Origin of the sequence: Rossellomorea sp. KS-H15a (assembly GCF_024195245.1) — a bacterium.
GTDB lineage: Bacteria > Bacillota > Bacilli > Bacillales > Bacillaceae_B > Rossellomorea > Rossellomorea vietnamensis.
The window spans coordinates 3,777,502-3,796,638 of sequence record NZ_CP096886.1; the positions used below are offsets into that span (position 1 = coordinate 3,777,502).

Annotated in this window: 29 protein-coding genes; 3 read left to right on the forward strand and 26 right to left on the reverse strand. The window is 40.6% G+C overall.

Translation table 11 applies throughout. The annotated features are described in order from the left end of the window. Positions 1–26 precede the first annotated feature (26 nt). The 8 genes from M1J35_RS19345 to M1J35_RS19380 form a co-directional block, all read right to left on the reverse strand. Positions 27–857, reverse strand: a complete 831-nt coding sequence (locus M1J35_RS19345; protein ID WP_254651999.1) for a GNAT family N-acetyltransferase — start codon at positions 855–857, stop codon at positions 27–29. Positions 858–872: 15 nt separating this feature from the next. Then, the gene (locus M1J35_RS19350) at positions 873–1,415 is read right to left on the reverse strand and encodes a DinB family protein (RefSeq protein WP_224519278.1); all 543 of its coding nucleotides are present in this window, start codon (positions 1,413–1,415) and stop codon (positions 873–875) included. 17 nt (positions 1,416–1,432) lie between these two features. Then, positions 1,433–2,332 carry a GNAT family N-acetyltransferase gene (locus M1J35_RS19355; protein ID WP_254652000.1) on the reverse strand — a complete coding sequence of 300 codons (900 nt, stop codon included), beginning with the start codon at positions 2,330–2,332 and terminating at the stop codon, positions 1,433–1,435. A gap of 34 nt (positions 2,333–2,366) precedes the next feature. After that, positions 2,367–2,654 (reverse strand): ribosome small subunit-dependent GTPase A, encoded by a 288-nt coding sequence (locus M1J35_RS19360; protein WP_224519276.1) that lies wholly within the window; start codon positions 2,652–2,654, stop codon positions 2,367–2,369. A 12-nt stretch (positions 2,655–2,666) separates the two neighbouring features. After that, on the reverse strand, positions 2,667–3,521 hold the full coding sequence (locus M1J35_RS19365) for a DUF2785 domain-containing protein (protein WP_224519275.1): 855 nt from the start codon (positions 3,519–3,521) through the stop codon (positions 2,667–2,669). Between the two features lie 386 nt (positions 3,522–3,907). Then, positions 3,908–4,330, reverse strand: a complete 423-nt coding sequence (locus M1J35_RS19370; RefSeq protein ID WP_254652001.1) for an NUDIX hydrolase — start codon at positions 4,328–4,330, stop codon at positions 3,908–3,910. A gap of 116 nt (positions 4,331–4,446) precedes the next feature. Next, positions 4,447–5,754 (reverse strand): hypothetical protein, encoded by a 1,308-nt coding sequence (locus tag M1J35_RS19375; RefSeq protein WP_254652002.1) that lies wholly within the window; start codon positions 5,752–5,754, stop codon positions 4,447–4,449. Positions 5,755–5,869: 115 nt separating this feature from the next. Beyond that, complete coding sequence (locus M1J35_RS19380) at positions 5,870–6,481, reverse strand: CGNR zinc finger domain-containing protein (RefSeq protein WP_254652003.1); 612 nt, start codon at positions 6,479–6,481, stop codon at positions 5,870–5,872. A 117-nt stretch (positions 6,482–6,598) separates the two neighbouring features. Here M1J35_RS19380 and M1J35_RS19385 point away from each other — a divergent pair, with 117 nt between their 5' ends. Further along, positions 6,599–7,075, forward strand: a complete 477-nt coding sequence (locus M1J35_RS19385) for a hypothetical protein (RefSeq protein ID WP_254652004.1) — start codon at positions 6,599–6,601, stop codon at positions 7,073–7,075. A 337-nt stretch (positions 7,076–7,412) separates the two neighbouring features. Beyond that, complete coding sequence (locus M1J35_RS19390; protein ID WP_224519270.1) at positions 7,413–7,835, forward strand: VOC family protein; 423 nt, start codon at positions 7,413–7,415, stop codon at positions 7,833–7,835. Between the two features lie 50 nt (positions 7,836–7,885). Here M1J35_RS19390 and M1J35_RS19395 read toward each other — a convergent pair whose 3' ends face one another. From M1J35_RS19395 to M1J35_RS19420, 6 genes are all read right to left on the reverse strand, one after another. Further along, positions 7,886–8,461 (reverse strand): histidine phosphatase family protein, encoded by a 576-nt coding sequence (locus M1J35_RS19395; RefSeq protein WP_254652005.1) that lies wholly within the window; start codon positions 8,459–8,461, stop codon positions 7,886–7,888. A 21-nt stretch (positions 8,462–8,482) separates the two neighbouring features. Further along, positions 8,483–8,893 carry a MazG nucleotide pyrophosphohydrolase domain-containing protein gene (locus M1J35_RS19400; RefSeq protein WP_254652006.1) on the reverse strand — a complete coding sequence of 137 codons (411 nt, stop codon included), beginning with the start codon at positions 8,891–8,893 and terminating at the stop codon, positions 8,483–8,485. Next, complete coding sequence (locus M1J35_RS19405; protein ID WP_254652007.1) at positions 8,890–9,222, reverse strand: hypothetical protein; 333 nt, start codon at positions 9,220–9,222, stop codon at positions 8,890–8,892. Before M1J35_RS19405 ends, M1J35_RS19400 begins: the two co-directional genes overlap by 4 nt. A 120-nt stretch (positions 9,223–9,342) precedes the next feature. Next, the gene (locus M1J35_RS19410) at positions 9,343–9,882 is read right to left on the reverse strand and encodes a GNAT family N-acetyltransferase (RefSeq protein ID WP_254652008.1); all 540 of its coding nucleotides are present in this window, start codon (positions 9,880–9,882) and stop codon (positions 9,343–9,345) included. Positions 9,883–9,917: 35 nt separating this feature from the next. Continuing rightward, positions 9,918–10,649 (reverse strand): GNAT family N-acetyltransferase, encoded by a 732-nt coding sequence (locus M1J35_RS19415; RefSeq protein ID WP_254652009.1) that lies wholly within the window; start codon positions 10,647–10,649, stop codon positions 9,918–9,920. 240 nt (positions 10,650–10,889) lie between these two features. Further along, entirely contained in the window at positions 10,890–11,486 is a 597-nt protein-coding gene (locus M1J35_RS19420; RefSeq protein WP_254652010.1) for a class I SAM-dependent methyltransferase, read from the reverse strand. A 113-nt stretch (positions 11,487–11,599) separates the two neighbouring features. Here M1J35_RS19420 and M1J35_RS19425 point away from each other — a divergent pair, with 113 nt between their 5' ends. Then, positions 11,600–11,962, forward strand: a complete 363-nt coding sequence (locus M1J35_RS19425; protein WP_254652011.1) for a hypothetical protein — start codon at positions 11,600–11,602, stop codon at positions 11,960–11,962. Positions 11,963–11,997: 35 nt separating this feature from the next. Here M1J35_RS19425 and M1J35_RS19430 read toward each other — a convergent pair whose 3' ends face one another. The 12 genes from M1J35_RS19430 to M1J35_RS19485 all read right to left on the reverse strand — a co-directional run bounded on the left by M1J35_RS19430 (position 11,998) and on the right by M1J35_RS19485 (position 19,133). Further along, positions 11,998–13,050: a serine hydrolase domain-containing protein gene (locus tag M1J35_RS19430; protein WP_254652012.1), complete on the reverse strand. Its 1,053-nt coding sequence runs from the start codon at positions 13,048–13,050 to the stop codon at positions 11,998–12,000. 4 nt (positions 13,051–13,054) lie between these two features. Continuing rightward, the gene (gene fosM, locus M1J35_RS19435; RefSeq protein WP_254652013.1) at positions 13,055–13,483 is read right to left on the reverse strand and encodes a FosM family fosfomycin resistance protein; all 429 of its coding nucleotides are present in this window, start codon (positions 13,481–13,483) and stop codon (positions 13,055–13,057) included. 80 nt (positions 13,484–13,563) lie between these two features. Beyond that, on the reverse strand, positions 13,564–14,295 hold the full coding sequence (locus M1J35_RS19440; protein WP_254652014.1) for a class I SAM-dependent methyltransferase: 732 nt from the start codon (positions 14,293–14,295) through the stop codon (positions 13,564–13,566). Between the two features lie 185 nt (positions 14,296–14,480). Continuing rightward, a complete protein-coding gene (locus tag M1J35_RS19445; protein ID WP_254652015.1) occupies positions 14,481–15,215 on the reverse strand; it encodes an alpha/beta fold hydrolase in 735 nt (244 codons plus the stop codon). A 44-nt stretch (positions 15,216–15,259) separates the two neighbouring features. Beyond that, positions 15,260–16,078 (reverse strand): SDR family NAD(P)-dependent oxidoreductase, encoded by an 819-nt coding sequence (locus M1J35_RS19450; RefSeq protein ID WP_254652016.1) that lies wholly within the window; start codon positions 16,076–16,078, stop codon positions 15,260–15,262. Between the two features lie 71 nt (positions 16,079–16,149). Further along, positions 16,150–16,635, reverse strand: a complete 486-nt coding sequence (locus M1J35_RS19455) for an NUDIX hydrolase (protein WP_254652017.1) — start codon at positions 16,633–16,635, stop codon at positions 16,150–16,152. A gap of 208 nt (positions 16,636–16,843) precedes the next feature. Further along, a complete protein-coding gene (locus tag M1J35_RS19460; RefSeq protein ID WP_254652018.1) occupies positions 16,844–17,410 on the reverse strand; it encodes a DUF2812 domain-containing protein in 567 nt (188 codons plus the stop codon). Continuing rightward, a complete protein-coding gene (locus tag M1J35_RS19465; RefSeq protein WP_254652019.1) occupies positions 17,397–17,714 on the reverse strand; it encodes a PadR family transcriptional regulator in 318 nt (105 codons plus the stop codon). The genes M1J35_RS19460 and M1J35_RS19465 overlap by 14 nt, the downstream gene beginning before the upstream one ends. A gap of 139 nt (positions 17,715–17,853) precedes the next feature. Further along, the gene (locus M1J35_RS19470) at positions 17,854–18,225 is read right to left on the reverse strand and encodes a VOC family protein (RefSeq protein ID WP_254653807.1); all 372 of its coding nucleotides are present in this window, start codon (positions 18,223–18,225) and stop codon (positions 17,854–17,856) included. 82 nt (positions 18,226–18,307) lie between these two features. Beyond that, positions 18,308–18,520, reverse strand: coding sequence for a hypothetical protein (locus tag M1J35_RS19475; protein WP_254652020.1), 213 nt, complete (start codon positions 18,518–18,520; stop codon positions 18,308–18,310). Positions 18,521–18,534: 14 nt separating this feature from the next. After that, positions 18,535–18,879: a hypothetical protein gene (locus tag M1J35_RS19480; protein ID WP_061809436.1), complete on the reverse strand. Its 345-nt coding sequence runs from the start codon at positions 18,877–18,879 to the stop codon at positions 18,535–18,537. 53 nt (positions 18,880–18,932) lie between these two features. Beyond that, positions 18,933–19,133, reverse strand: a complete 201-nt coding sequence (locus M1J35_RS19485) for a hypothetical protein (RefSeq protein WP_254652021.1) — start codon at positions 19,131–19,133, stop codon at positions 18,933–18,935. Positions 19,134–19,137: the final 4 nt, after the last annotated feature.

Genomic DNA, 19,137 nt, shown 5'->3' on the forward strand with positions numbered 1-19,137 from the left:
TAGGAAAGGATCCTCCATAAAGGAAATCATTCAAACGGGACACTATACCACATATAATTATGCTTATTCCGAAACCCTATCTTTTCTGCAACTGATACAGAGGGTTCATTGATCTCCATACAATCCCAATACGGTGTAATTCCATTCTCTAAACATTCTTGAACAAAAGCATGAGCGACTTTCTGTGCAAGCTTTTTCCCTTGATGATGTGGTAACGTCTCAATGTCAATGCCTTGCACATATCCCGCTACAACTCCTGAGAAACAAATGCTTACAATTTCATTTTTATAAACCACCATATACCCGACACCCTGACGGAAGAACCTTTCAAATGACGGCCAAAACTGTAATACTTTCGATTGTAAAAATTCAATGTTTCCATATATTTCGGAACCGTTGTTTTCCACAACACTTTTTGTGATTTTAACAGTTTCATATCCTGGTTCTAAAGGAGGTTCATGTTCCTTGATATAATGATCCTTTTGTAATTCAAATACTTTTTGATTGTACCCTTTCAGATTTTCACCAAATACGTTTTTGATCGTCTTATTCCACTTTGGATGATCACCTATCGCTTCAAAACTTGTTAAACCCATTCTGTTGGCGTCTGGTTTGATGACTGTATTGAAGTGATGGTTTAGATGGCTATTAAATCCTGCGTTTTCTTCGTTTCCAATAAAGATAAAACCATTATTACTTCCCAGCCATATAAATCCAGAGGCAGGAGACATAGGGTCATCCACAAATATGCGGTCGGTTTGCGTACCTTCAATGGCAGCTTTAGATTCCAAGGGTCCATCGTGCTCTAATAATTTCTTGCATTTATAAAATCCAGTCGGATCAAGCTCTGAAATCATCCGGCTTCATCCTTTCTACTGACTATTATTATTTGTCACAGTGTCATTCAAGTACCGCTCCTTGATCAACCTTCGATGGTGAATTTCATGCCCTGCAATAATGTAGGCAATCGCACGTGCCGTCACTTCGGAGCCGTTTGCGTTCCCACGCTGGCGCAACGCTTCTTCATCCATGCTGCTTAGAAGAAGAAGGGTGTGTTGGCGGACGATGGCTTGATGATGGAGAAGGTCGGATAGTGAGAACCGATTGAAATTCCCTCTCCTCACATACTCATCATCATGATATCCAGGCAGCATTCCCTTTTCTCCCCTGGCAATACTGAGAAGGCGGTAGCACATGATTCGCTCCGTGTCGGTTATGTGGCCGATGACTTCCTTGATGGTCCATTTTCCTGGAGCATACTGGTATTCTGCCTTTTCCTCACTTAAGTCCATCAACAGTTTCTTGGTCTCCTTTTGTTGATCTTCGAGTATCTGGAGCAGTTCTCCATCTCGTACATTGTTTACATACTCTTTATAATATGGGGGATATTCGTTTGTTTCTGGCTTCTTCATCATAGCTTCTACTCCCTTTTTCATGCTAAATACATATCACTGATCGTTTTACTTCTAAGAAATCCAAGGTCTTCATAAAGCTTTATCGCTGCATTATCCTCAATCACAGATAAGCGTGTGGCCGGGTATCCTGCACTCGACCGATTAATTGAGTGGGTTAACAAGTAACGTCCTAGTCCCCTCTTCTGATGATCAGGATCCACGACTAAACTCATGATAAGTGGATATTCTTCAAATTCCATGTGCAGACAGACACCCACAATGTTGTTCGAGTGAGCATCGATCACAACTCTTGAACACTCATCCATAATCTTATTGCGTTTGTGTACATCGTTAAATTCATTTACGTGAAGGAGATAATCTTCTTTCGTGCCGATTTGCTTATACGCCGGATTGGTACTATAGGATTTCATAAGTAAACATGCGATATCCTCCGCATCTTCACTTGTTACAGCCCTCGAACTATACCCTTCAGGAAGAGTGGTCTTCATTGGCTCCGTCGGACGAATCATCCATACATTCACTTCCTGAATCGTGCATCCAAGTTGTTCATACGTTGCCACATGTTCTTCTACCACTTCTCTTACAATAATGTTTTCTTCAATCGCAGATATCTTTTTTACATAGTTTAATAGCTTGCTGGCCAACCCTTCGTAGTCCTTATAGGGCGGTACTACAAATAAATCCGAGATGAAATGAGGTTTCAGAAGTACACCACCAATGATCGTTTCGCCTTCCATGATGAAATATCCGCAGTCAAAAATGGTTGCCACTTCCACTAACGTATCTGAGGACCTTCTAAAATAGGAATCTGCATATTTCTGTCCATGGTAAATGGAATAATAGTGGGTGTACTCCTTCGGTTCTTGATAAACCAACCTTAATCCGCCTTCTATTTCGATAGGTTCATGCTTATTCATATTTTTGACCCCTTTATTTTAAGGCAACTTCGATTTAAGATCTTTTAAATAGATCCCTTTGCTTCATATACTCGATGGCCTTGGTTTTATTCTTTTGTTTGGAAACATATTCTGCTTCGTTTTTATCTTTATAAAAGGCGTTAAATCTTTCTTCTGAAAGAGTGCCTTCATGGATGGCTTTTTGAACCGCGCAGTCTTCCTCGGTTATATGTGTGCAGTTCGAATACTTACACACCCGTGATAGTTCTAGAATGTCTTCATATCCCTCTTCTACTTTGTGTTCGGGGTCAACGAATGCTCGGACTATTTTATTCTTTTTCATCCCTTTCCTCCTCTATAATTCAGATAAACACAACTCAATATCCCGACGAAGAGAAATCAACTCTTCACGGGAACTTATCTTTACATAAAAGCTTTTTAAAAATGTTTTACAGTTCGCTTCTAAAAACCAATAATTTTCTTCCTTTACATGTTCTTTCCGACGTTTCAGTTCGGCTGGTATTCCTTTTAGTAAGTGTTCTATTTCCACTATGTCCAATCCCTTTTCTAACATGGCAAGGATCGGTGTGATCATTCTTTCGTCTTCAGAATGAACATAGACACTTTCAGATACAAGGATCTTCTCCCAAAGTGGAGGTAACATGTCAAAAAGATCTTTCTGCTCCATTTTTTTATTGAGTATCAATTCGTCAAACGCGTCTGCCACGTGGGCTATACTATGTGCCCAGCCTTTCACGGGGACAAAGCCCCTCAGGTCCTTTTCAGAGTTGATGTAGTTGATTAAGTGATCTTTTGTTTTATAGACAGCGTCCCTGGAGAGAAAATCATCCTTATTATCCTTGTATAAAATAACGGCGATGACAAGTGAACTAAACGCCCTTCTAAACACGGTATCCGTACCGTTTTCGCCAATCCTTTTGAATAACATGTCATCACTTAAACTGTAATCCAGCAGATCACTCAATAAATCATGCTCCAACTGGTTGTCTATGGCTAAGTGAAAAAAGGTGCTGTAAATCAATTTGTCCCTAAGCTCACTATCCGTAGATCCGATGAAATTCATCATGGACTTTACAAGACCAACATGATTCTTTACGTCCCACGGCTTTTGTCCATTCTTATATTCTTGTAAGTACTTTTTCAGTTCATGTTCTTCCATTACAAACTCGGTTGATCGAAAATCCACCATCTATTTTTCCTCCTCATGAATCAATTGCTCTCTTCTGATAAAAAAAAGAGACTATCAACAAACGATAGTCCCCACATACTAATAAGATTAAGAAATCTCAGGATTAACTAACTATATGCGATAAGAAGGTTTGGACATCGTACATGTAATGGTTCTGGTATGAAGTTCATTGAGTGCACGATTTACAACCTCCTTCACAAATCAAATTCCATTCATATTCAATTATAACAAACTGGTTTTTTTTAGCAATTACGGATTTGAATTTTCAGAAAAAAGAACCTCAATTCCTCATACCTCTTCCCTAATAACCCCTTTTTTTCTAAAATATAAAAAAGGACTTACCCTGTTTTGGATAAGCCCTCTGCAATAATATGATTCTCTTCTTATTAATCAAAAACCAGCTTCAAATAGTCAGAGTGACCTCTTATTAGTTCAAATTCTTCTTCGGATGAGATCCAAAAAAATTGAAAGGTAAGTCCTTCTTCTTCTCCTCCACCTGTTGGGTTGTACTCCCACTCGTCAGCCATTTCATGACAAACGATCTTATAAAAATACCTATTATGCATAGCACCGTCATCATTTTCCCAATAGTCGGCTGCTATCAATTTTTGCACTTCGAATTTTTGTATTCCAGTTTCCTCTCTAACTTCTCTTATTACTGCGTTATACGTGTCTTCCTCTTCTTTTACTGTCCCTTTTGGTATCTGGATACCTGCCTCAGGAATATCCTTGTGTTGAAATACCAATACTTGCAGCCTTCTATCTCTTACTCTAGTGACGTAGGCGTATGCTTTTTTTATTGGGGGCATCGGTTCACGCTCCAGTGATATTTCCCTTTACTAATAATGCGAAACAATTCTCATCATAGGTATAATTGAATACTTTTGTAAATTTAACCTGTCTGGTAATTTAAAATGGAAAGAAACTACTTGATAACCACATTGTCAACCAACGCCGTCCCGCCTTGCCCCATCTTATATCTGTCCCGGGGAATGCGTGCAGTTACCATGACATCAAGGTACTTTTCCTGGCTGAGTTTCTCATAGATATGGCGATATTTCTGCCGGTCAAGATAGAGCGACCACCCTTCCAGCGCACGGGGATAATCGACATACTGTTCGCCGTAAGGATCTTCGACGATATCTATCCGAAAATGGGTGTCCTGCAGATCTTCATACTCTCCGCTGGCAGTGGCATAAGGGTCCATCTCGGCCGTTCCTTCTACAAAGAAAGGTACCTCGATATAGGAAATCGGATCATACAATACTTCCCTTCCGATGACTGATAATCCGTTTTCCTCCATATAGACCTGCCCCTCCATCGACGTATCAGCATAGCGTTCCAACGGTTCAAACTCCACATCCTGACCCATAGCATTTGTTCCAGAATATTCGGTAAAGCGATCATCCTCCACCATCGCGGTGACATTGACATGGACCATCCCACCAAGTGCCTGTTCATATAATTCCTTGTACTTCACCCGGTCGAAGACTATCCTCCAAAGCTGCTCCTCACTGTTTACGGTGTCCCGCACACTTAATACGAAATGGGTCGGCTCCAAGTCCTTGTATGCGCTGGCATAGCGATAGGTCACGAGCTGTGCGTTCCCACTGAGGGCGAATGGATGATCTGACATTCCCTTTAAATCGTACAGGATATCCCTGGCTGTAAGCTCCACGGAATTCTTCTTCATATAGTCAGCCAGCTCGTCATCAAGTGGGGCTTCTTCTATATCGCTTTGTTTAAACAATATTTCCTCAACGATTGAAAGGTGACCCTGCCCTGTTTCGAAATATTCTTTCGGGATGGAAACGGTCGCGTACACATCCACCGGTCCTTTCTTTAACGCCTTAAACAGATCCGGGTACTCTTCCCTTGGTAAATAAACATACCAATCCAACTCATCTTTTTTTGTCACCTTGATGACAAAGTGACTGCCTTCTAGCTCATTGAAGCCATAATTATAATACCTGCTGAGCTGTGCCTTCCCTTCAAGAGCAATTGATTGATTCGTGAATGTTTCTTCCACCCTGTAAGGAATGTCCGTCCCCTTCAACGAGACCTCATGATCTTCCATGAACTCTTCGAAAGTGTAGCCCTCTTTGAGATTTCCAATTGTCTTTGTTTCTGTTGAAGGAGGTTTTTCTACTTCTTTAGAAGATTTCTCTCCTTGTTCAGCGGTATTACACCCTGCCAAGAGAAGGATGACCATTATGATCCATAGTCGTTTCAATTGCATTCATCCCTTCGATTTTTGAACTTCCTATTGAAAAAAGTACGTCAATCTTTCTGACATACTTATCCTATTAGGTTGATGACTAGATAATGATGAAAGTGACCGAGTATCGTCACTTCCCTTTCTCATAAAACCTCCGCACCTTCGCACGATTCCCACAATCCGCCATGGAACACCATCGGCGACTTTTATTCCGACTTGTATCAAAGAATAACCATCCGCAAGGGTCTCCCTCACACTGTTTGACCCTCTCCAACTCATTTTTTGAAGTGAGTAAATCCACAGCTGATTGTAGAATGGGTGGCAGCATGGTGTCCAGGGGATTATCTGTTTGTTTGAACTTCAAAGTATATTCGCCGTTCTCGTGTATGACTTGCAATGAACGATAGAAGGGGCTCATGGATTCATTGAAGCATGCCAGATCCTGCTCGGCGGGCGGGGTTTTCTTTGAAATGCTTTTGAACATTCGATACATGACTTCACGCAGTTCGATCGCCTGCTTCAGGACATCTTCTGCTTTTGAGGGGTTTTCCTCTGCTTCACTAAGAAGATCTTGTGCCTGTTGAATTGTCAACACTTCAGCATGTAGGGACCAGTCGACCAATTCGGTGTAACTCTTAAACCAGTCCCGCCTTTTCTCCGTACTTTCCCGCCAGCTGACGGTATTGATGAAATCCATACATAGTCGTTCTCCGACCATCATATAAGGGTTTGTTTCTGACATAATCATGACTCCTTTACTCTAACCATCATAATACATATTGACAGTTAGAAACAACCGGAGTAAACTTATAACCAGCTAAATTGTTTTAGATGGTTAAATACAATTTCAGGAGGTACTATGATGGAGAATTTAATGTTGGCAGCTGTTAAGACCTTGTTGAAGGAAACATTTGAAGGGCCTGAAGGAAACGGAAGCTGGTACACAGAATCGAAGCCTGGAAGTGGTTTATTTGGGACGCTAGAAGGATTATCGGCAGAAGACGTTTCGATACCGGTCAACGGCACGACCATCGCCGCCCAAACCGATCATACCCGCTATTATGTGTGGGTCGCTAGGTCCTATTTAAATGGAGAAGAACCCGACAAGGACTGGGAAGCATCCTGGAAAATCACGAGCGTAGACACCAACACATGGACACTATTCACCTCTGACCTTCAACAAGAATACACCTCACTCCTTACAACGATTGATTCACTTGACTCCTTAGATGAACAGAAAATTACAGGAATGCTTGGAGCGATCGCACACTCCGCCTACCATCTCGGATCCATACGACAAATGATCAAGGTAATTAAAGTTCCGAGTCAGCCGTAAAGTTGAATAGAGCTTCTGGCATCATGTAGAAAAGAAGAACCCGCGTAGTTTCATAATCTTAGGAATACTTAATAAGCGGAGATTTTCCGGTTACATTTAAAATGTAGCATGTTGTTGGGTTAAATAAGCGGAGGTTTTCCGCTTATGCATAGGAAAATCTCCTATCATTGGAACCATTGGAGTAAATAGGCGGAGTTCTTCCGTCTATTTCATTCTTTTTTAATAGAAATTTCTATTTAAGCGGAATTTTTCCGTCTATCGATCAGCTCTCAAGCTCAAACTGATCTCCAAACCGACATAAGACTATAATAAGTCATCAACAAAGGAGGAACGATTAATGAAACCAAGAATCACCGTACTGACTCTCGGAGTAGATGACCTGGAAAGATCACTGGAATTTTATCAAAACGGTCTGCACCTCCCAACTGAAGGGATCATAGGGCAGGAATTTGAGAATGGTGCCGTTGCTTTCTTCGATTTGAAAAATGGATTGAAGCTAGCCATCTGGGAACGAAAAAGCCTAGCGAAAGAAGCGAATGTCCCCCTCTCCCCCAGAAGCCCCTCTGAATTCACAATCGGTCACAATGTTAGCAGTAAAGCGGAAGTGGATAAGGTGATGTTGGAAGCAGAAACAGCCGGGGCAAAAATCACCGATCCGGCCAAAGATACATTCTGGGGAGGATATTCTGGTCACTTCCTCGATTTAGACGGTCATCTATGGGAAGTTGTATGGAATCCAGAGTGGGAAATAGAGGACTAACAATGATATGGGAAACCAGCACATTCTAAATGGGCTGGTTTTTCTATAGATTAGTAACTTTGCCTCATCCATCCAGCATCTGTTAAAAAGTCTTCTCTCGTCAGTTTTCCTCCTCCCATAAACTCCCTATACGAATTGATTGTCCCATCGTGTGAAACTATGTATATATGTTCAACACCTTGGCTTTTGCACCATGTTAGAAACGTTTCTGCTACTATACTAAATTCTTGTTCCGGCATTGTATTGATTCCCGAAGTCCATAGTTCTTCTGGAAATACCTCATCAATCGTAAAGCTTGGAAACTCTTTTTTTATTATTTCCTTATCTAACATCCGATCACAGGGAAGGGTTTTCCACTCACGCTTTTGCGGAAACATTCTTGGAGATACGGAAGGGCTCACGATCTTTCTGCAGCTTATGTCATTCGTTAAAATCTTTGCCGTTTCTAACGTTCTTCTGACTGGACTGATGACTACAAGATCTCTTTCCGTTAGTGTGAACCGGGATTGAAGTGTTTCAGCTTGATTCACTCCCTCTTGGGTTAAAGAAGGATCTTGAATTTGCAAACTCCCTGGTAAATCCACTGTGTGTTCTCCTTGTCCATGCCTGATAATAATAATTTCCATAGGAACCCCCTTCTTTACTTCTTATTCTGCAAAACTATCTTTTATTTGATCCTCTTTATTATGTACGACTAAATATTCTTCTAAGTTTGGAGATTGATTATATTTCATAGCAGCTTGTTTATCCTTTTTCAGTATGGCCGATGTTAAATCAATCTCATTTATACTCGCAATGGCGACTGCGTAGTGTATAACATCCACTAACTCTTTTTCTAAAGAAGCATTCCCTGTATTTTCTTTTCTGCCTTCTAACTGGTTCAGTACCTCTGCAACCTCGCCAATTTCTTCTACCAGCTTCATAAACAAAGCAGACGAAGTGCGTCCTTCTTTGTATTTTAGTGCCAGGTAGCTCTGTAACTCATGGAATGTCAGTTGAGTCATATAAATCCTCACTTTTCTTATTAATATACTTTTTCCAACAAGGCGGAATTTCATTTCGAAGCATCCAATTCCTGCAATGCCTCAAACAATCGATTCTGCATATTTTCATCATCACTTATATAAAACACCAGAATATTATTCATTTCATATGCTTTATGTTCAACCACTTCTGCTTTTGCCGTTTTCTCTTCAAACCTTTGTAATCCTTTTTCTCTATCCCTTGTAGAAGAAAAAACATAAAGCGATAATGTATGACCTTTTGCATTATATACTTCAGGAGTAATACCGTTTAATTCTTGTATAAAGACGTTTTCACCTGGTAAATCAGTCTCTTTATCTAATTCAAATCCTTGCTCCGTTATGACAGTTTCAACTTTTTCCAAAGTAATGTACTTTATATCAGTCGGTTTGTCTTTTGCTTTTTGTTGGCTACAAGCCCCTATAACAAATATGAATAGGATAAGAAAGAATAGCTTTTTTATGACATATCCCCTCCTTGGCTGTCAGTGTCTCAACGCACGATAAATCGAATAATCCACTTCGCCTGAGATATTCTCGAGCCCCTTTTCACTCAATTCCATGGCCATTAAATTCTCTTCAGAAGGTGGGAGGTTTTTCTCCGACGCGTAGATTCCGAATGCAGTCGATGTCCTAAATCCAAAACGGTGATAGTACCGGGGATCTCCTTCAACCACGATTCCTTTAAACCCCATTTCAGCCGCTATTCTGATTCCTTCTTCTAACATAAACGTGCCAACGCCCTGTTGTTGTTGATTCAATGCGACTGTAACAGGGGATAACATCAAGATTTCATGTTCATGCTTATGACTAATGGGTAGTTTTGAGAGGATAAAGTGACCGATGATCCTTCCTTCTTTCTCAACCACCAGATCAAGCTGCGGAATATAATACGTTTTTTCACGGATCTCTCTTACCAATGCTTTTTCAATGACTCCATCTGAAAAAGTGGTGTTCCTGAATATCTCATAGACAAAGTCTTCAATGAAACGATATTCTTCTTTTTTTACAGGTCTGATCTTCATCCATACTCCTCCAAATGTAAGTTCTACATATCAAATCATTCACTCAACCTAATGGCAATCGTCCTTCCTAACCGCTTATATCCCAACGCCTTAGCAATGGCAATGGAGGGTGTATTGGACTCAAGTGTCTGATAGTGCATAGTTGCACCACTTATTAACCCTCGTTGTGTGAGGGCATTTACAACTTTTTTCGCATAACCTTTACCTCTATGAGCAGGATGGGTAATAATCCCGACACTCAGAAATCCTGACTCTCCCCTTCTCCATGAACCTGCTGCCACTACTTTCCCATTGAGGATTTGCAATAGGATCGGGCTTTTCTGTTCATCAATTGAACTGTGTTGCCACTCTATTTCTGAGCATGATTCACGCAATTCCTCCATTAACGTTCTGTGGTGCTCACTCTTATATTCAATTACTGATAAAGAACCTGCTTGAAGGAGTGAATCACCCTCTACATACCCTTGAAACGCCGGGCCGATGATTTTAGTACGTTTGCCATTTAGTAATTGACCAAGCCATTCAGTATCAAATACTGCGTCTGACCTGAGGTTCATCACCGCTTTCCCCAGCACTGATACGTATTTTGGTGGAGTGGAAATGATGCAGGAGATCTCATTGGAGAATGCGTAAATTCCGTTATATCCATCTAAACTCTTGGAATGCTGCAATACCTTCACATTAGGAACGAGTAGTTCTGAATAATCACATCCAAGAAACTCGGCCCAATTGGCATACACTCGATATGTCATATTTTTCTGAACCATCTATTTTCCCCTCTCTAGCCTTCTTCACTAAACTTCGTGGAAGATAAACAAATACCAAAACTTCATTCATACTCCTAATACTCACTTCAAAATTCTCTGAGCACATCCGCTTCCTTAACAACCATTATCCATTAATTTCAAATATTCGCAATAACCAAGCTGAATGACCCTTAATCCAAGCAAAACAAAAAACCAAGCCTGAAAATGCCAGACTCAGTTCCCTGAATGATTGCTGTTCTCTTACTTTATACTGCTCGCAATAAACATCGAAGCATCCTTCTTCATGAACACGCGCTTTCCATGATGAAATGTCTTAATTTCAGTAGATTTAAATCCTACTTCAGAGAGTATGTCGTTCAACTCTTCATGTACAAATCCGTTATGTACCTTTGGATGGCTGATTTCTTCGTTTTTGTCAAAGTCGACGATGATAAGTTTGCCGCCGTCATGGAGGATCGAGAACATTTCTTGTAAAATCTTTTGGGTATCTGGGATGTGGAGAAGAACGAGCGACATGAGGACAATGTCCGCTTTCACGTCAGGCGTACCCTGTGTAAAGTCGGAATGAAGGACATCAGCGTTGGTAATTTCTCTCTGAGTGATCTTTGCTTTTGCCACTTCCAGCATTTGCTCCGATGAATCGATTAACAATGTCGAAGCGACCAGATCTGTCAGTTCTAAACTAACGAGCCCTGTACCGCTCCCATAATCAATCAAGGATTTAGTTTGACTGTCCTGCAGTTCTTTTTTCACTTTCTCCACGACAATCTGAGCAAGTTCCTTTCGCTCTTCTGTATCGTATCGCTTGGCCATTTCTTCAAAGACGTTCTGTTCCATCGGTCACCATCCTATTTAAGCTTCTTAGTTGTCATTATATCAAAAGTCAGTGCAGGGGATTGTTTTTTGGTAAACTACATATAGTTCAAAATTAGAGAAATGAGGTGACTGTCATGGAACAAGTCACACCAGAAGAACAGCAGCAATTGATTGAAGCGTTTCGTTCGATCATTCGTAAATCGGAAATTGCTCTTGCTCGTATGAAACCAGGCACACCGCAGACGAACTTGCTTGAGAAACGATTGAAAGCAGCAAGGATTGGCGAAGATGTTCTCCATGCACGATGGGAAGACAAGGAGTTGGTTGTTAGCAAAGATGAGTTATTAATGGCAAAAGAGGTGCTGAAGGGATTGCTGTTGATGCTTCCTTCCTTTCTTGAGAAAACAAAGCCAGGGAGTGGGCAGCGGACTTATATTGAGAGAAGGATAAAGGCATTTCAGACTGCTGTTTCCTATTTGGATAATGAGAGTAATTAATAGAGCTGGCTCGCCAACTCTTTATTTTCTCTCTCTTATTTTTTCACTTCGGATTCATTCTTCACACACGCTATAACCGTATCCCCAAACGACCTTACGTCGGATAAGTAATCATAGCCATCTGGAGACCCAAAGCTATTAAACATCCGAACTGCCACAATATCCTCTTCAGGAATTACTAATAGAGTTACATTGGTAAACCCAAGTATTTGGTAGGACCCTTTAGGGACTTGATCACCAATCTCTGTCTTTGTGGCGGGTAAATCTTTGACAAACCACAAGAAGCCATTTTGAGGTAAGTCTTTATGAAGGGTGGATGGACTTTGGAGAGAAGTAGCTACCTCTATTATTTCTCTCGGAACCATTTGCTTTCCATTCACTTTTCCTTTCTTCAAATGGAAATACCCCCAGTAAGCTAGCTCCCTGGTCGATACATACATGTTCATTTTGTCCCCTTCAGTGCTTTCACTCGTCTTCCAATCTTCATCCCCTTCATAACGCAGCACGACATCGACCAGCTTTTCGTGTTTCTGTGAATACCAATCCGATTCGGTAAAGCCTAAGGGAGTAAAGACACTCTCATGAAGGATATCTGCAACTGACTTACCTGTTGTCCGTTTGATAATCTGAGTCAGTGCCTCGATCCCAATTTGTTTATAAGACCAGCTTGATCCTGAAGTAAACTCCCGAATGTCTTTACTTGCTTCTTGAGTTAATCCATGTGTATGAGTAAGTAAATGTCTTATCGTTGTACCTTTCCAGGTGTTCTCTTCAAGTTCAGGCAAATAGGATAAAACCGGATCATCTATGCTGTTAATGTATCCGTAGTACAAAGCATACGAAACTGCAAAACCGATGTAGCTTTTTCTAACTGAAGCAACATGAAATTGAGTATCAGCCTGAACGGTTCTAGCGTCTTCTTTCCTTGCCTGCTTCCCTATGTATTCTTCTAACACAATAGAATCTTTATGAATGATAAGAGTAGAAGCCCCTGAGCAGATGACTTTGTTAAATGTAGCTTTAACGTGGTCCAACACCGGTGAGAAATCTTTGTGATTAAGGATCAAATTGTGTTCAACCAGCGGCATACCTTCACTCCTCCTCATAAAATTCCATATAAGGTTTATCTTCCCTATAGTAATCTATTCGATCCTGTAAAGTTCCACTATGAAACTCAAATGTATGACCATCAGGATCGGTAAAATAAATTGATTTCTTATCACGACTGTCTCGCTTTCGACCTGGCAGAATGTTTACCTTCAAATCCGTTAACTCTTTATACGCCTGCTCAAAATCTTCTTCTTCAATCGAAAAGGCTATGTGAGTATAAGATTGTGAGATTTCATTCCTAGGGATATGCTTTTCCTCATTCAAGGCAAGCCAATAGCCATGAAGATCAAAGTAGGCTGTTGTTTTCCCTTTTACGAGTAACTTTGCATTGAACACTTGCTGGTAAAAACGGATGGAGCGTTCCAGGTCTGAAACAGAGAAGAGAAAATGATTAATTCCTTTAATATTCATGAGATTCACCTCTGCTATTTAAAAAGCTTACCCTATTCTGGATAAGCCAACTTATACTAAAAATGATCTTTAAAATTCACTTACTTCACACAAGAAAAAGCCAGTACGACTGGAATCCGTTGCCTTCTAACAAATTCTTCTTCGCTACTAAAATGTTCACGTTCAGGTGTACCTTCACGCAAATCCAACACTGTAAAATCAGCTTGTCGAAGTGCCAGAAAATATTGTTCAATGGTCCGGTGATACTTAACCACTACTTGATCAATCCAGGGCTCTTTTCTTTCACCAGCATGGAAATAATCATCGACAATCCAATTACCACGTTTATCTCCGGATTGCTTACTTGCAAATGACGAAGTGGTAAGGGGATGCTGGATACTAAAAACAAATCTGCCGTCTTCTTTAAGCGTTTTGCTAACATTTTGGAACAGGGGGTTAATGTCAGAAACGTAATGGATAGCAAATCGAGATGTTACTAGATCAAATGTCTCTTTCGGATAATCATACGATTCCATTGTTTCGTTGTATATTGTTCCGTTTTGTTCAAGTAAGTTAGAGCGAGCCGCTTCTACCATTTGTTTTGAACCTTCTACTCCTGTATAGTGTTTTGCCCCTTTATGTATGAGTTCTTTTCCGAACGAGGCATCACCACACCCTAAATCTAAGATACTATTATTTTGAATGCTTCCCATTAATTCATACATAATAGGACCTTCAATGGCATTGTTTGGACTGTCTTGTCTATTTCTTCTTTTCATATAATTCGAAAAAAAATCCGTTTGATCATAAACACTAGATCCTCTGAATTCCATCGAAACATCTCCCAATCAACTATTTTTTTATTTATTTCTAGTGAAAATCCTACTATGTATGGTCGTGCAATTCATCTCACGATACACAAATTAATGTATTTTAACACGAAATTCCATGTATAAACAATAGTTGATTTCCTAATTTTCAAAAAACACACCCAATGCACAGTCATCTAAAAGACATATCAGCTCTTAATTTGTCCTACATTTAAAAATTCTAACAGTACTTCAGTATACATATCGGGCTTTTCGACATGAACTAAATGCGAAGCAAATGGAATGACGCACACATGTATGTGACTATGTATGTTCCGGTATTTGGCGGCAGTTTCGACTTCTGCTGGATTCCCTTCACCCACCATAAAGAGAACCGGAACACTTATGTTATCTAAGTCAGACGTATATTCAAAAGGGTACCAGTCTTCGTCCCTGGCCATATAAATAAGCTGTCTCCAGTCAGATTGGTGCTGCAGATCCAATTGCTTGGTGAATTCGCTATTTTCCAGTAATTCTCTTTGGAATTGAACATCTTGCGCATGCATGACTGCCCAATTATCAGGCTTATCGGAAGTAATACCAGACAACGTTAAGCTTCGTAATCGATCAGGGTATTTCTTGGCAAACCGCAACCCCACTAGTCCTCCCAGTGAGCACCCCACTAAATGCAGTCTATCAATTTGCAAATGATTAAGCGTTTCCTTCAAATCATCTGCAGCATCTTCAAAATAATTGCTGAAATCATCACTGACAGACTTCCCATGTCCTCTTAAATCCGGCACTATGACTTTCATGCTTTCTTGAAGCACCTCTCTTTGTTTTTCAAAATCAGTCGTTCCCGTTTGTAACCCCGTATGGAGAAAAACAATCGGTCCCCTTCTCCATATACTTCTGTATGTAAAATCATTTAGTCGTCCTCCCATTCATGCGAAACTTAAGCACTAATCTTTAAATAGCTAGTTGCTATTTATCCTCCAAACGGCAATGGTTGAGTTCCATCCAGATCTGTAAAACCATATATTTTTGCAAGATCAGCGACCATCAAGGCGTCGCCTGAAAACCTTGATACCGTTGGGTCTGTGGCTAATGCCACTACAGCACGCCCTACATATGCTGTTGTTTCCGTTGCTCCATCTTCCGGTCCAAAACCGGAATCAATCACTCTTTCAGTCCTCATCCAACCTGGACAAACCGCAACGGCTGAAACATTGAAGTCCTTTAATTCCTTTGCCATTCCCATTGTCATTCGATTGATGGCATTCATAGCTAAATCATAATATAAATTACCTGATATCTTGTTTCTGATAAAAAATGTCGTATTTACAATCAACCCTCTTTGGTTTTGCTGCATCAAAGGCACAGCGTAGCGACTGGTCAGTAAATAAGCCTGCGGGCCAGCAACCATCATCGCGTCCCAATGCTCCTGTGGACGTTCCCAAAAATGTCTTCCTTCTCCTGAAGGCAGAGAACTTTCAGAGCCGCCAAATACACTATTGACTAAAATATCAATCCGGCCATGGTCCCTGTCAATTCGCTCAAACAGGTTTCTCACATCATTGTCATTTGTATGATCACATCGTACGGCAATACCCTTCCCCCCACGTGAAGTGACACCATCGGCCGTTTCCTCAATCGTTTCGGGTCGATCATCGGTGGTAGCTCCCCTTACACTGCGACCCGTCACATACACCGTCGCTCCGGCACTGCCTAGCTCGAAGGCAATCCCACGACCCGCACCACGGGATGCACCTGTGACAACAGCAATTTTTCCTTGTAGTGGTTTCATAGTTTGTTAGCTCCCTTATCTACCTCGGTTTTGGTTACAGAAAAATAGTAGTTCATTCCTTGATATTCCAGTCATTTCAAAACTTCCCACTCTTCATAAACCTCTGCGTTCAGCCCCAACTCATTGGTTTTTAACCACTCAAAAGCTTTCATCACTAAAGGAGAAGCATTTTCCTGAGACACCTCATGTTCAGATACCCACACAGCTCCCAATGAGTCTTGCCCTTCAAACTGTTCCGGTGTGCTTATTTCCCCACCGATTTTTCTTACAGAATAATAGACGGCAATATGATGAACATTAGTAAAGTCTCTCCAAACTGAGGGAAATTTGAAATCACTAACCCCGATTTGTTCCTCGATTTCAATCTCTATACCTGTTTCTTCTAGAAACTCTCTCCTCATCGCTTCTGCTAAACTCTCACCTTCTTCCAAACTACCTCCAGGTAAGTCAAAACGGTTTATATAAGGGCCACCAGATTTATGTATTACTAAGAGTTTTCCATCTTCTATATAGATACCGTAAACTCCAAAAGCTCTATGATACTTTTTATCTGACATACTTATTTGTCCTCCCCAATCTGACATGTTCCTTAATATCCCTGCCACTTACCTCAGATACCCATTAAGAACGAAAAGGTACAATGAGTGACAGAAAAGTTAAGATGAAATTATGTAACTTACTACCAATTATTTCAAAATCGAGAAACTTACTCAAGGAAAACTTCAATAAAAAGGGCTTATCCTCCCCGGATAAGCCCTGTTCCATCTATTGTTCTTTTAACACTGTATACTTCCGATAAGCCTTATAATAACTCCCTGCCAATAAAACCACCATAAAAGCAGGAAACAGTTTCAACAGGGCAAATGGCGTTTCAAAGAGAAACGCTTTCCAAAACAAATCATTTTCCATATTCCAAAGACCTTCATGATATATTTCCGGATCCCTGTAGTAGCCAAAAGAATAGATGAGAAATATCATGCCAAACCAAAAAGAATAGCCCATGATCCGTTTATAATAATGTCTCCTGGACTCCCGGTCAGAAAAGATTTCATCCTGGTCATCGCTTTCTTTCTGCCAATACCGTATTCCACTCAGCCAGTACCCCTTCAGGTAGCTCCAACCGAAATCTTCATAGATCCCTCTGTATTCCTCCAACTTTTTCTTGGATAGATAATCCTGATAGTCCAGGCGCATCACATAGCTCTTATCGGTTTTTTCAAAGGTGTAGACTCCCAGTCCACTGATGTTCGTGCACCGATAGCCTTTTTGCAATTGTTCATTCAGCCAACGTTCTTCTTTTTCAATACTGATGAACCATTTAAACTTCTTCATTCGCTTCACTTCCTTCATACAAGGATAAAATATGCACAAGCCTTTCTTGCTCCATTTTCAAAATGGCGCTTCCTTCTGAAGTTATACTGTAAATCTTTCTCCTGCCTGAATGTCCAACAGGTTCAATCCAACCGTGTTTATTCAGGTTCTCAATCGCACCGTATAATGTACCGGCCGCTAACACAACGGTCCCATTACTCATTTCTTCGATCTTCTGCATAGCCGCATATCCGTGAAGTGGCTCACGGAGAGCTAATAAAATATAATGCATCGTTTCAGACAATGGCAATAATTTATGTTTCATGTTCTCACCCTTTTATTCAGTTCAACTATATAGTTCAGCTTACTAACAAGATAATACAGTTCAACTGAATAGTCAACCATATTTTTGAAATTCCATTAAAAAAAGCCAATTTCCGGTACATTCGGAAATCGGCTTAATCTTACCAGTGGGCTTGCAGCTTATTGCCATTTGGATCGTAAAAATGGAAAAAGGCATGACCACTATCTTCTTTTATCTCATCGACCTTCACCCCGTGATCCGTTAAGTGTTGATGAAATTCACCCAGCCTCGGGCTTGTAAAACCAATGCTGAATTCCTGTTCCTGGTTCACCGTAAAATGGGCAAAGGTTTCATCCTCCGTCGGAATGAGGATCAGTAAGAAAGGACCTTCATTTACCTTGATGGCGGCCAGTTCCTCGTTAACGTTTAATAGCTCTAGACCCAACATATCTCTGTACCAATGTGCTGACTGTTCGACATTCTTGACGGGGATTCTAATATAATGCACTTGTTCAATGAATGATTTATTCAAATCCTTCTCTCCCTTATACTGGTCTATCAAGTAGTTCGCTTTCTGTATTCCCTTCTCCTTTAATTTTCTATAAAATTCCATATCATTCATTTCTTAGTCCATTCTTTGCGCCATCATTCTCTTCCTCAGGATCTCTCACTTTCCCGTCCAGGATATCGTCCAGGGGAGTGTATTGATTGTTGGGCAGTTTCTTTTTTCGGATGGCTCTAATGATAATAAACGCCGGTATAGCAAGATAAACAACAAATGCAAGTCCCATTGATACAATTTCTTGAATGCGATGAATGAATTCCATCTACCCTTCCCCCCTTAAAGAATGAGAACATGAACCGCTCCCACCATATGCATATACAATCCTGTGAGAGATAGAACGGTCCCCAGAAGAAATGTCCACGGGTTGTCCTCTGTTTCTTTATCAAAGGTCCAGATTGTAAAGAAGGCTACCGTCAAAGTGATGATTGGGAAAATGACATATTGGGGACCGAATGCGAAGGAGATCCCGCCAAAAATCAGGACAAATATGCCATAGGGATTGGCATTCTTGATACGATCAATGTATTCTTTTTCAGCAGTCGAGAAACCTTCATCATCATAGGAGTAAAATACTTGCTTCAATCGATTAAGGAGATTGACGATCTTTTTAAATACTTCCATTTTCCCCTTCACTTCCTTCCTAACCGTTGGAATCCAAGAAGATTTATATAAATTTAATTATGGACTTTCTTTCTACCATCAAGCTTTCTTGAACTGTAAAAACACAGCAGACCAGCAGCTACAAAAAGAAGGAACGGAATGATGACATATTCAGGCATTATGACCGTCCAATAAAGGAGATACGCACTTATGGCAAACAGAAACCAGCTAATGATCAGTAAAAAACTTGAGGCCAGTTCTTTGAATGTATTCATGGTA

Bases quoted from the DNA above. Each gene is read 5' to 3' on its own strand.
- M1J35_RS19345 (WP_254651999.1), bottom strand. From the start codon at position 857: ATGATTTCAGAGCTTGATCCGACTGGATTTTATAAATGCAAGAAATTA.
- M1J35_RS19350 (WP_224519278.1), bottom strand. From the start codon at position 1,415: ATGATGAAGAAGCCAGAAACAAACGAATATCCCCCATATTATAAAGAG.
- M1J35_RS19355 (WP_254652000.1), bottom strand. From the start codon at position 2,332: ATGAATAAGCATGAACCTATCGAAATAGAAGGCGGATTAAGGTTGGTT.
- M1J35_RS19360 (WP_224519276.1), bottom strand. From the start codon at position 2,654: ATGAAAAAGAATAAAATAGTCCGAGCATTCGTTGACCCCGAACACAAA.
- M1J35_RS19365 (WP_224519275.1), bottom strand. From the start codon at position 3,521: ATGGTGGATTTTCGATCAACCGAGTTTGTAATGGAAGAACATGAACTG.
- M1J35_RS19370 (WP_254652001.1), bottom strand. From the start codon at position 4,330: ATGCCCCCAATAAAAAAAGCATACGCCTACGTCACTAGAGTAAGAGAT.
- M1J35_RS19380 (WP_254652003.1), bottom strand. From the start codon at position 6,481: ATGTCAGAAACAAACCCTTATATGATGGTCGGAGAACGACTATGTATG.
- M1J35_RS19385 (WP_254652004.1), top strand. From the start codon at position 6,599: ATGATGGAGAATTTAATGTTGGCAGCTGTTAAGACCTTGTTGAAGGAA.
- M1J35_RS19390 (WP_224519270.1), top strand. From the start codon at position 7,413: ATGAAACCAAGAATCACCGTACTGACTCTCGGAGTAGATGACCTGGAA.
- M1J35_RS19395 (WP_254652005.1), bottom strand. From the start codon at position 8,461: ATGGAAATTATTATTATCAGGCATGGACAAGGAGAACACACAGTGGAT.
- M1J35_RS19400 (WP_254652006.1), bottom strand. From the start codon at position 8,893: ATGAAATTCCGCCTTGTTGGAAAAAGTATATTAATAAGAAAAGTGAGG.
- M1J35_RS19410 (WP_254652008.1), bottom strand. From the start codon at position 9,882: ATGAAGATCAGACCTGTAAAAAAAGAAGAATATCGTTTCATTGAAGAC.
- M1J35_RS19415 (WP_254652009.1), bottom strand. From the start codon at position 10,649: ATGGTTCAGAAAAATATGACATATCGAGTGTATGCCAATTGGGCCGAG.
- M1J35_RS19420 (WP_254652010.1), bottom strand. From the start codon at position 11,486: ATGGAACAGAACGTCTTTGAAGAAATGGCCAAGCGATACGATACAGAA.
- M1J35_RS19425 (WP_254652011.1), top strand. From the start codon at position 11,600: ATGGAACAAGTCACACCAGAAGAACAGCAGCAATTGATTGAAGCGTTT.
- M1J35_RS19430 (WP_254652012.1), bottom strand. From the start codon at position 13,050: ATGCCGCTGGTTGAACACAATTTGATCCTTAATCACAAAGATTTCTCA.
- fosM (WP_254652013.1), bottom strand. From the start codon at position 13,483: ATGAATATTAAAGGAATTAATCATTTTCTCTTCTCTGTTTCAGACCTG.
- M1J35_RS19440 (WP_254652014.1), bottom strand. From the start codon at position 14,295: ATGGAATTCAGAGGATCTAGTGTTTATGATCAAACGGATTTTTTTTCG.
- M1J35_RS19445 (WP_254652015.1), bottom strand. From the start codon at position 15,215: ATGGGAGGACGACTAAATGATTTTACATACAGAAGTATATGGAGAAGG.
- M1J35_RS19450 (WP_254652016.1), bottom strand. From the start codon at position 16,078: ATGAAACCACTACAAGGAAAAATTGCTGTTGTCACAGGTGCATCCCGT.
- M1J35_RS19455 (WP_254652017.1), bottom strand. From the start codon at position 16,635: ATGTCAGATAAAAAGTATCATAGAGCTTTTGGAGTTTACGGTATCTAT.
- M1J35_RS19460 (WP_254652018.1), bottom strand. From the start codon at position 17,410: ATGAAGAAGTTTAAATGGTTCATCAGTATTGAAAAAGAAGAACGTTGG.
- M1J35_RS19465 (WP_254652019.1), bottom strand. From the start codon at position 17,714: ATGAAACATAAATTATTGCCATTGTCTGAAACGATGCATTATATTTTA.
- M1J35_RS19475 (WP_254652020.1), bottom strand. From the start codon at position 18,520: ATGGAATTCATTCATCGCATTCAAGAAATTGTATCAATGGGACTTGCA.
- M1J35_RS19480 (WP_061809436.1), bottom strand. From the start codon at position 18,879: ATGGAAGTATTTAAAAAGATCGTCAATCTCCTTAATCGATTGAAGCAA.
- M1J35_RS19485 (WP_254652021.1), bottom strand. From the start codon at position 19,133: ATGAATACATTCAAAGAACTGGCCTCAAGTTTTTTACTGATCATTAGC.